The 9,456-nt window shown below is 66.7% G+C and carries 9 protein-coding genes; 1 reads left to right on the top strand and 8 read right to left on the bottom strand.

Features of this window, described 5'->3' with window-relative positions; all coding sequences use genetic code 11:
- Positions 1 to 164 precede the first annotated feature (164 nt).
- From fbaA to ABF648_RS11240, 3 genes are all read right to left on the bottom strand, one after another.
- Positions 165 to 1,187 (bottom strand): class II fructose-bisphosphate aldolase, encoded by a 1,023-nt coding sequence (fbaA, locus tag ABF648_RS11250; RefSeq protein ID WP_415632348.1) that lies wholly within the window; start codon positions 1,185 to 1,187, stop codon positions 165 to 167.
- 110 nt (positions 1,188 to 1,297) lie between these two features.
- Positions 1,298 to 1,792, bottom strand: coding sequence for a hypothetical protein (locus ABF648_RS11245; RefSeq protein WP_415632347.1), 495 nt, complete (start codon positions 1,790 to 1,792; stop codon positions 1,298 to 1,300).
- A 149-nt stretch (positions 1,793 to 1,941) separates the two neighbouring features.
- Complete coding sequence (locus tag ABF648_RS11240) at positions 1,942 to 2,595, bottom strand: TrmH family RNA methyltransferase (protein WP_415632351.1); 654 nt, start codon at positions 2,593 to 2,595, stop codon at positions 1,942 to 1,944.
- Positions 2,596 to 2,841: 246 nt separating this feature from the next.
- Between ABF648_RS11240 and ABF648_RS11235 the strand changes: the two genes are divergently transcribed.
- The gene (locus ABF648_RS11235) at positions 2,842 to 3,546 is read left to right on the top strand and encodes a DedA family protein (RefSeq protein ID WP_415632350.1); all 705 of its coding nucleotides are present in this window, start codon (positions 2,842 to 2,844) and stop codon (positions 3,544 to 3,546) included.
- 54 nt (positions 3,547 to 3,600) lie between these two features.
- Here ABF648_RS11235 and ABF648_RS11230 read toward each other — a convergent pair whose 3' ends face one another.
- From ABF648_RS11230 to clpB, 5 genes are all read right to left on the bottom strand, one after another.
- Positions 3,601 to 4,335 carry a LemA family protein gene (locus ABF648_RS11230; RefSeq protein WP_415632346.1) on the bottom strand — a complete coding sequence of 245 codons (735 nt, stop codon included), beginning with the start codon at positions 4,333 to 4,335 and terminating at the stop codon, positions 3,601 to 3,603.
- A gap of 36 nt (positions 4,336 to 4,371) precedes the next feature.
- The gene (gene pyrE, locus ABF648_RS11225) at positions 4,372 to 4,914 is read right to left on the bottom strand and encodes an orotate phosphoribosyltransferase (RefSeq protein WP_415632345.1); all 543 of its coding nucleotides are present in this window, start codon (positions 4,912 to 4,914) and stop codon (positions 4,372 to 4,374) included.
- 26 nt (positions 4,915 to 4,940) lie between these two features.
- Entirely contained in the window at positions 4,941 to 5,570 is a 630-nt protein-coding gene (locus tag ABF648_RS11220; protein WP_415632344.1) for a sortase domain-bontaining protein, read from the bottom strand.
- A gap of 18 nt (positions 5,571 to 5,588) precedes the next feature.
- Entirely contained in the window at positions 5,589 to 6,380 is a 792-nt protein-coding gene (locus tag ABF648_RS11215; RefSeq protein ID WP_415632349.1) for a spermidine synthase, read from the bottom strand.
- Between the two features lie 219 nt (positions 6,381 to 6,599).
- Entirely contained in the window at positions 6,600 to 9,179 is a 2,580-nt protein-coding gene (gene clpB, locus ABF648_RS11210; RefSeq protein WP_415632343.1) for an ATP-dependent chaperone ClpB, read from the bottom strand.
- Positions 9,180 to 9,456: the final 277 nt, after the last annotated feature.

Below are 9,456 nucleotides of genomic sequence, written 5' to 3'. Positions count from 1 at the left end.
CGACCCCAACCGCCCGGTGCAGGCCGGCCACCACCGCTCCCCCCCGCAAACCTGTCCTGCCCTAACGCCCGGCGGCTACCCCCCGCCACCCCTGCCCAACTCAGCTCGGCGGCCGCCCCCTCGGGGGCCGACCCATCATGGTCTCCAACCAGCAGGCTTGAAGATCAGGCCTTGTGGGTGCCCAGCGAGCCGAGCTGCGTGCAGGCCTCGACGACGCGAGCGGCCTCGCCGGCCTCGGCCTTCTTGCCCCAGGCGCGGGGGTCGTAAGCCTTCTTGCTGCCGACCTCGCCATCGATCTTCAGGACGCCGTCGTAGTTCTTCATGATGTGGTCCACGACCGGACGGGTGAAGGCGTACTGGGTGTCGGTGTCGACGTTCATCTTGATGACGCCGTAGGACACCGCGTCGGCGATCTCCTGGGCGGTCGAGCCGGAGCCACCGTGGAAGACCAGGTCGAAGGGCTTGTCCTTGCCGAACTTCTTGCCGCAGGCGTCCTGGATCTCCTTGAGGATCTCCGGGCGCAGCTTCACATGACCGGGCTTGTAGGCGCCGTGCACATTGCCGAATGTGAGGGCCGTCATGTAACGACCCTTCTCACCCAGGCCGAGGGCCTCGATGGTCTTGGTGCCGTCCGCGACGGTGGTGTAGAGCTTGTCGTTGATCTCGCCGGTGACGCCGTCCTCCTCGCCGCCGACAGCGCCGATCTCGACCTCGAGGATGATGTGGGCCTTGGAGGTGCGCTCCAGCAGTTCCTTGGCGATCTCCAGGTTCTCACCGAGCTCGATGGCCGAGCCGTCCCACATGTGGGAGTTGAACAGCGGGTCCTCGCCGCGGTCGACGCGCTCCTGGGAGATCGCGATGAGCGGGTTGACGTACTTGTCCAACTTCTCCTTCTGACAGTGGTCAGTGTGGAGAGCAACATTGATCGAGTAGGTCTTGGCGACCACGCGGGCATACTCGGCGAGTGCAACAGCACCGGTCACCATGGTCTTGACCTTCTGACCGGAGGCGTACTCGGCGCCACCGGTGGAGATCTGCAGGATGCCGTCGGACTCGGCCTCGGCGAAGCCCTGGAGCGCGGCATTCACGGTCTGGGAGGACGTGACATTGATCGCGGGGTACGCGAACGCACCCTTCTTGGCGCGATCGATCATGTCAGCGTAGACCTCAGGGGTTGCGATAGGCATAAAGTGCTTCCTTCTGGCTCGTCGCCTTGTCGGTGGGCTCGCCGCGGCCACATGCCGACGGCGTAAACCCTTCCAATTCTTTCAAACCAGCCCCGGTGCACTGCAAGCGGTCACCACAAGTCGTCACACGCCGTCATGTCGAGGCCCAGCCGTTCACCAGAGTAGGCCCTCAGCCCGTCGTCGATGCCGCCGGGCAGCACGTTCAGCAGGATGAAGGGCACCGCCCAATGAGTGCCGTCGCGGCGCACCACGCGCAGCTCCGGGCCGGGCAGATCCCAGCGGCGCACGCCCCGCACTGCGCTGATGTGCTCCCACCTGATGAATTCGAGTCTGTTGCCATTGCGCAGCACCAGGCCCGGACGCTCGACACGCAGCACCAGACCCGGGACGATGCGCGCGATGGCACGCCGAATCTGGTGTCGCTTGATGAGCTCGGCGATCAGGCGGCACCAGCCGTACAGGGCCGGAAGCACGAGCACCACGAAGGCCAGCATGCCTGTGCGCCGGCCCGGGTCACCACCAGTCTGGAAGGTCAGGATGAGAAGGATGGATATCAGCGTGCCGGTCACCGCGGCGATCGCCTGTCGGATCAGCGCAGAACGCATCCGGGCAGCCCTTGCTGTCATCGCCCGGGGGTCGACGACAGCTGTGAGGGCCGATCGGGAAACCGGTGAGCTCGTGCGTGCAGCAACCGACGGCCGGGTTTCCTGTGCGCCCACCCCGCTCATGCCACCACCCGGTTCATGCCGCCATCCTAACCAGCGATTCCACGGGCAGCCTGTGCCGAAACCGGTGTGCTGACACCACCCGCGTCGGCACCTGCGGCGTGACCGAGCGCCCAGTGGTACATGGCGATCGCGGCTGCCGCGCCGGCATTCATCGAGCGCGTGGAGCCGTACTGGGTGATGGCGACGAGTTGCCCGCAGGCGGCCACGAGTTCGGGGGTGAGACCATTGCCCTCCGAGCCGAAGACCAGGCAGCAGCGCTCCGGCAGGGACGACACCTCGAGGGGCACCGAGCCCGGCAGATTGTCCACCCCGACGACTTCGAGCTTCTCCGAGCGGCAGTACTCGGCGAATGATGCGACATCCGGGTGGTGGTACACGTGCAGATAACGGTCGGTGACCAGCGCCCCGCGGCGGTTCCAGCGGTGCCGCCCGAGAATGTGGACGCCCGCCACATTGAAGGCGTTGCCGGTACGCACGATGGAGCCGATGTTGAAGTCGTGCTCCCAGTTCTGGATGGCGATGTGCAGCGGATGACGGCGGGCGTCGAGATCCGCGACGATCGCCTCGACGCTCCAGTACCGGTAGCGGTCCAGCACATTGCGACGATCACCCTGGGCAAGTAGCTGGGGGTCGAGCCGAGGGTCCTGCGGCCACGGCCTGGGCGCCGGCCCCACACCCACATTGGCCGCCGTGGGGTCACGGGGATAGACGACCTCGGATGGCAGCGCGATGTCTGCCCTGGACTCACCGTGACCGCCCGACACTCCTCCAGCCGACGCCTGCCCACCCGCCGCATCCAGTGACGCACCACCAGGACCCATGACGAGTTGCGCGTCGTCCGGGGGCATCGTGCTGGAGATTGGCTTGCGATTAGGACAGGCGGGATGCACGGAGCCATAGGCTACCGTGAAGGCGTGGATCTCCTCATGCAGCTGCCCGCTTTGGTCCCTATGATGCCCAGCTGGTTCGACCCGGCGACCATCATCCACAGCCTCGGGAACTGGGCGCTGTGGGGAGTCTCGCTGATCCTGTTCATCGAGTGCGCGATCTTCCCCATCCTGCCTGGCGACTCACTGCTGTTCACAGTGGGCATGTTCATCGCCATGACCCCGCCGTCGATCACCTTCGGTGCCATGGGCAAGCCCATGGTCTATGTGATCTCATGCCTTGTCATGACTGTCTTCGCCGTCGCTGGCAATGTGGCTGGGTATTACGTGGGCGGTTATGTCTCGGGATGGCTGTTCAGACCCCGCGACAACTGGTTCGGCAAGATCTTCAGCCCCAAGCACCTCGCTGACACTCACGCCTTCTTCGAGCGCTACGGGTCGAAGGCCCTTGTGCTCGGACGCTTCGTGCCCTTCGTGCGCACCTTCGTCACGATGGTGGCCGGCGCCGCCGGAATGACCTTCCGGCACTTCATCGTCTGGACCGCGCTGGGTGGCCTGCTGTGGGTGTGGGGCGTGACGCTGCTGGGCTATCTGCTCGGCAATGTGTCCTTCATCGGCAACAACATCGATGCTGTGCTGGTGCTCATCGTGCTCATCTCGGTGATCCCGATGGCCATCGAATGGTGGCGCGGCAAGCGCAAGGCCCAGGCGGAAGCCGTGACAGCGCAGCGCGTCGCAGACTAGTTCTGGCCGCCGTCCTGACGACGAGCTAGTTCTGGCCGCCGTCCTGACGACGAGCTAGTTCTGGCCGCCGTCCTGACGACGGGGTTCAGGCTGCGGGGACTGCTGGTCGCCGACCTGGGGCGGGCCGACCGGATTGTTCAACTGGCCGGGCTGTATCTGCGGCGGCCGGCCAGATCCCGGCTGCTGGACCCCCGAGCCGTAGCCGATCTCACCGAAATTGACCTGGGGGGTCGCGCGCATCGCCGGATCGTCCAGCTGGAAGTAGGCGGCCTTCTCGAAGTGGAACATGTTCGCGCTCACGTTGGACGGGAAGGACTCCACCTTGGTGTTGTAGTTCCCGACCACCGCGTTGTAGTAGCGGCGGGAGTTCGCGATGCGATCCTCGGTCTGGGCCAGCTGATCGGCCAGCTGACGGAAACCCGCGTCCGCCTTGAGCTGCGGATAGGCCTCGGCAGTCACGATCAGATTGCCCACCGCACCCGACAGCTGGCTCTCGATGGCGGAGCGCTCCTGGGTGGGCATTGCACCGGCGTCCAGCTGACGCGCCTGGTTGCGCAGCGAGATGATGTCGGACAGCGTGTTGTGCTCGTGAGTGGCATAGCCCTTGACGGTCTCGACCAGATTCGGGATCAGGTCGTAGCGTCTGTTGAGCTCCACGTCGACCTGCCGCCAGGCCTCCTGCAGGGTGTTGCGCAGCCGGACCAGCGAGTTGTAGGGCCCTATGAACAGACCCAGCCCCACCAGCACGAGGATGACAACGACGATCAGGACTATCAGTAGGCCGCCCATGACCCAAGCCTAACGGACTTTTTCATCGACCCTGCATCACAGACCGAGGTCTTCGGCGCTGTAGGCGAACAGGTAGGGCAGCCCGGCCTTGCTGACCGCAGCCTCGACGACACCGCCGGAACGATCCACGATGTCGGCGATGCCGACAACCTCGGCGCCCGCCTCACGCAGCGCCCCCACCGCGGTCAACGCCGAACCACCGGTCGTGGAGGTGTCCTCGACCACCAGCACCTTGCGTCCCTTCACATCAGGGCCTTCGATGCGGCGGTGCAGGCCGTGCGTCTTGGCGTCCTTGCGCACCACGCAGGCATCGATCGGCTTTCCCGCAGCCGCCGCCGCGTGCAGCATCGCTGCCGCCACCGGATCGGCGCCCATCGTGAGCCCGCCGACCGCATCGAAGTCCCAACCCGACACCAGGTCGAGCATCACGCGTCCCACCAGCGGTGCCGCAACCCCGGACAGGGTGATACGGCGCATGTCGATGTAGTACTCGGCTTGCTTGCCGCTGGAGAGCACGACGTGTCCCCGGACAACTGCTTCCTGGACGATGTGGCTGAGCAAGGCTTCGCGGTCGGTCATGGGTCGAGCCTATGGCCTCGGCGGGCTCAGCCCGTCACCAACCGTGCGAACAGCACTGCCCGCTGATCGCTGGGCACCTGGTCCTGATTCGCGGTGATCGTCATGAGGGCTTGCGAGGGGATGCGCTCGGGGTGCCCGGGCACGGCATCGAGTACCCAGCCGGCATCAGCTCCGACAGTCAGCCCGCTGGCCGGCATCTCGACGGAGTAGGTATAGCTGTGCCGGCAGTCGCGTACCCGGATCTGGTCGCCGTCCTTCAGCTGAAGGATGTGGCGCAGCGGCGCGCCATTGGTGATCCGGTATCCCGCAACGGCGAAGTTGCCGGACTGGCCTGGCGCCGCAGTGTCCGGATACCAGCCGACGCCCCGGCGCAGCGAGTCCTTGCCGACGCCGCGCACCACGGGTGTTTCGACACCGAGGGAGGGGATGGACATGACGGCGACGACATTCTGATCGGCCTGCGCCCTGCCTGCCGAACACCCTGCGGAGAAGTCCGACATGGCCTGCCGGGTGGCGGCGGATGCGCGCCAACTCGTGCCCCACACCTGCCAGGCGGCAATGCCCGCGATAACGAGCGCCACCACGACGAGAGCAGCGATGACGGCCGAGAAGGCGCTCGGGCGCCGCCGTTCGCCCGCACCCCTGCCCCACGCCATGATCTCAGCCTAGGGGCCTCAGCCGAAATGTGTCTTGGTGCTCGGCGGAACCGGACTGCCCTGCGGCGCGGCATCGTCGAAGGGCTCGGCCGCCCCGCGCCAGGAGTCCAGCTCAGCGCCGAAAAGCCAGCGGGAGGGGAAGGCCACCTTGTCCATGGTCCTCAGCAGGGCCAGCGCAGGCAGTTCCCGGCGGCTGGCGATCAGCACGAGATTTCCTGCCCGGCGGCCTCGGAGGGTGGCGATCTCGGAGTTCACCGCCATCTGAGGCAGCACGTGGGCAAGCCCGGCGAGCACCCGGTGCGTCCAGGCGAAGGGCGAACGGTCGGTGACATTGATCGCCACGACGCCATCGGTGCGCAGCACCCGCGCCATGTCCGCCAAAGCTTGGGCGGTGACCAGTTCACCGGGCACGGAGAGCCGATCGAAGGCGTCCACGACGATGATGTCGGCATACTCGTCGCGCATCGCGCGGATGCCAGTACGCCCGTCCACCGGGCGCACCTTGATGCCCGAGCGCGAGGGCAGCGGAAGCTCGCGGCGCACCTCCGCGGTGAGCTCGGCATCGGGTTCCAGCACGATCTGCGCCGAGGTGGGCCTGGTGTATGCCAGGTAGCGGGCCAGGGTCATGCCCGCACCGCCCACATGCACCGCGCGCAGTCGCTGCCCGGCCGGAGCCCAGGCGTCGAAGAGCTCCGTGATGCGCTCCATGTAGGGGAATTCGACGCGCGTGGGGTCGTCCAGATCGATGAAGGAATGGTCCACTCCCCCGCCGCGCACCACATAGGCCCCCGGCACATGGCTGTCGGCCATCACGTGCAGTGTCTCCGGCAACGCTTTCTGATGTGCCACAACCGCAATTGTCCCGCATCCGGGAAGCCCCGGCACGCCCTGATCGGGCCGGTTCACCGCCCACGGCTCATTGTCGTCTTCATGACTTCCACACCCCGCGCCCCGAGCACTCGGCACGCAGGGCCCCGCCTGACAGCAGATCCATCACGGATCAGGCCATCAGGCGGGTCGGCATCAGGATCAGACGATGTGCACCCCGTCGCCGGAGGGATCGGCATCGAAGGTGATCGTCTGGTCGTCGGCGACCTGGCCCGCCAGCATCGCGCGGGCCAACTGGTCCTCGATCGTGGTCTGGATCAGCCTGCGCAGTGGACGGGCACCGTAGACCGGATCGAATCCGGCGCGAGCGATCCACTCGCGTGCCGCGGGAGTGGTCTCGACGTGGATACGGCGTTCGGCGAGCCGGCGATTCAGTCTGTTCAGCGAGATGTCCACGATCTTGTCCAGCTGCTCGCGAGTCAACGGATCGAACAGCACGATCTCATCCAGGCGGTTGAGGAACTCCGGGCGGAAGGACTGCCGCACGACTTCCATCACCCGCTCGCGTTTGGTCTTGTCGTCCAGCGACTGGTCGGCCAGGTACTGCGAGCCGAGATTGCTGGTCATGATGAGGATGACATTGCGGAAGTCCACCGTGCGGCCCTGGCCGTCGGTGAGCCGCCCATCGTCGAGCACCTGCAGCAAGATGTTGAAGACATCCGGGTGCGCCTTCTCGATCTCGTCGAGCAGCACCACCGAGTAAGGACGACGGCGCACGGCCTCGGTGAGCTGGCCGCCCTCCTCGTAGCCGATGTAGCCCGGAGGGGCGCCGACGAGCCGCGAGACGGTGTGCTTCTCCATGTACTCGCTCATGTCGATGCGCACCATCGCCGACTCGTCGTCGAAGAGGAACTCCGCCAGCGCCTTGGCGAGCTCGGTCTTGCCGACCCCGGTGGGGCCCAGGAAGAGGAACGAGCCGGTCGGGCGGTTCGGGTCCGAGATGCCGGCCCGGGCGCGCCGCACCGCATCGGAGACAGCCTTGACGGCATCATGCTGGCCGATCAGCCTGCTGCCAAGCCGGTTCTCCATGTCGAGCAGCTTCTCGCTCTCGCCCTCGAGCATCCGGCCCACCGGGATACCGGTCCACGCGGAGACCACCTCGGCGATGTCGGAGGAGGTGACCTCCTCGGAGACCATCGACGAGCCGGACTTGTCCTGCTCGGCGGCAGCCGCCTCGTCCATCTGGGTTTCCAGGGCGGGAATCTCGCCGTAGAGGATCTCGCTGGCCTTCGCCAGGTTGCCCTCGCGGGTGTACTTCTCGGCGTCGGTGCGCAGCGCGTCGATCTGGGTCTTCAGCTCGCCGACGCGGTTCAGACCCTCCTTCTCGGCCTTCCAGCGCGCCTCAAGACCGCGCAACTCCTCCTTGGTGTCGGCCAGCTCCTGGTTGATCCGCTCCAGCCGCGCCTTGGACGCGGCGTCCTGCTCCTTCTCGATGGCGAACTGCTCCATGGTGAGCCGGTCCACCTGGCGGCGCAGCGTGTCGATCTCCTCAGGAGAGGAGTCGATCTCCATGCGCAGCCGGCTGGCGGCCTCGTCGATCAGGTCGATGGCCTTGTCAGGGAGCTGACGTCCGGGGATATAGCGCTGCGAGAGCTGTGCTGCGGCGACCAGCGCGGAGTCGGTGATGCGCACCTTGTGGTGCGCCTCGTAACGCTCACGCAGCCCGCGCAGGATGGCGACGGAGTCCTCCACGGAGGGTTCGCCGACCAGCACCTGCTGGAAGCGGCGCTCCAGCGCGGGGTCCTTCTCGATGTGCTCGCGGTACTCGTCAAGGGTGGTGGCACCGATCAGCCGCAGCTCGCCGCGGGCAAGCATCGGCTTGAGCATGTTCGAGGCATCCATCGAACCTTCGGACGCGCCGGCGCCCACGACCGTGTGCAGCTCGTCGATGAAGGTGATGATCTGGCCCTCGGCCTCCTTGATCTCATTGAGCACGGCCTTGAGGCGCTCTTCGAACTCGCCGCGGTACTTGGCGCCGGCCACCATGGACGCGAGGTCGAGCGAGACCAGCCGGCGACCCTTGAGGGAGTCGGGCACATCGCCCTCCACGATCCGCTGGGCGAGACCCTCGACGACGGCGGTCTTGCCGACGCCGGGTTCGCCGATCAGCACGGGATTGTTCTTCGTGCGGCGCGACAGCACCTGCGCGACGCGACGGATCTCGGAGTCTCGGCCGATGACGGGGTCGAGCTTGCCGTCCCTGGCGCGGGCGGTGAGATCGACCGAATACTTGTCGAGGGCGGATTCCCCGCCTTCAGCCTCGGGGCTGGTGATGCGCTTGTCCCCGCGGCTCTCGTTGAATGCCTCCTCGAGGCCCTTCGGCGTGACGCCCGCGGTGTTGAGGATGCGCTGGGCGTCGCCGGTCACGGTGGCCAGCGAGATGAGCAGGTGCTCGGTGCTGACATAGCGGTCGCCGAGGGTTTCGGCGCGGGTCTGCGCGTCGGCGAGCACCCGGGCGAAAGCGCCCGAGAGCTGGGGTTGGGCAACAGAGGAGCCGGAGGAGGAGGGCAGCGCCTTCACTGCACGCTCTGCCTCGGCATCGATCTGACCAGGGTCGGCTCCGACCGCGGTGAGCAGCGGGCCGACCGAATTCTCCGGGACCATGAGCATGGCATGCAGCAGGTGCACCGGCTCGGCCTGGGGGTTGCCCGCGGTGAGGGCAAGCCTGAGGGCAGCGGTGACCGCGTCGCGGCTCATCGTGGTGAGTGATTCGGTGTCCATGTGTCCTTCTTCTAGCCTGATATGAAGTTGAGTCCAACACACTCAACTTTACTGAGAGTGCACTTATTCCGTCGCGAAACCACCGATTCTTTGCATTTCTGTACGGGAGGTGCAGTGCTCAGGACGCTCCATGACGGCAGGCAATACCTCCGATCGCCGAGGGCCTGCGGACACGCTGAAGGGGGGGGGGGGGTGCCGGGCCGCAGGCCCGCCCGTACGGCGACACCCCGGGGGGGCGCCCGGGGGGGGGGGGGGGGGGGGCCGCCCCCCGGCCGGG

This window comes from Propionibacterium sp. (assembly GCF_047719395.1).
GTDB lineage: Bacteria > Actinomycetota > Actinomycetes > Propionibacteriales > Propionibacteriaceae > Propionibacterium.
Note: the sequence above shows the minus strand (reverse complement) of the source record. Positions and strands in the feature narration are given on the sequence as shown.

Coding starts and splice junctions, on each gene's coding strand:
- ABF648_RS11235 (WP_415632350.1), top strand. CDS start 2,842: ATGCAGCTGCCCGCTTTGGTCCCTATGATGCCCAGCTGGTTCGACCCG.
- fbaA (WP_415632348.1), bottom strand. CDS start 1,187: ATGCCTATCGCAACCCCTGAGGTCTACGCTGACATGATCGATCGCGCC.
- ABF648_RS11230 (WP_415632346.1), bottom strand. CDS start 4,335: ATGGGCGGCCTACTGATAGTCCTGATCGTCGTTGTCATCCTCGTGCTG.
- pyrE (WP_415632345.1), bottom strand. CDS start 4,914: ATGACCGACCGCGAAGCCTTGCTCAGCCACATCGTCCAGGAAGCAGTT.
- ABF648_RS11215 (WP_415632349.1), bottom strand. CDS start 6,380: ATGGCCGACAGCCATGTGCCGGGGGCCTATGTGGTGCGCGGCGGGGGA.
- ABF648_RS11245 (WP_415632347.1), bottom strand. CDS start 1,792: ATGCGTTCTGCGCTGATCCGACAGGCGATCGCCGCGGTGACCGGCACG.
- ABF648_RS11220 (WP_415632344.1), bottom strand. CDS start 5,570: ATGGCGTGGGGCAGGGGTGCGGGCGAACGGCGGCGCCCGAGCGCCTTC.
- clpB (WP_415632343.1), bottom strand. CDS start 9,179: ATGGACACCGAATCACTCACCACGATGAGCCGCGACGCGGTCACCGCT.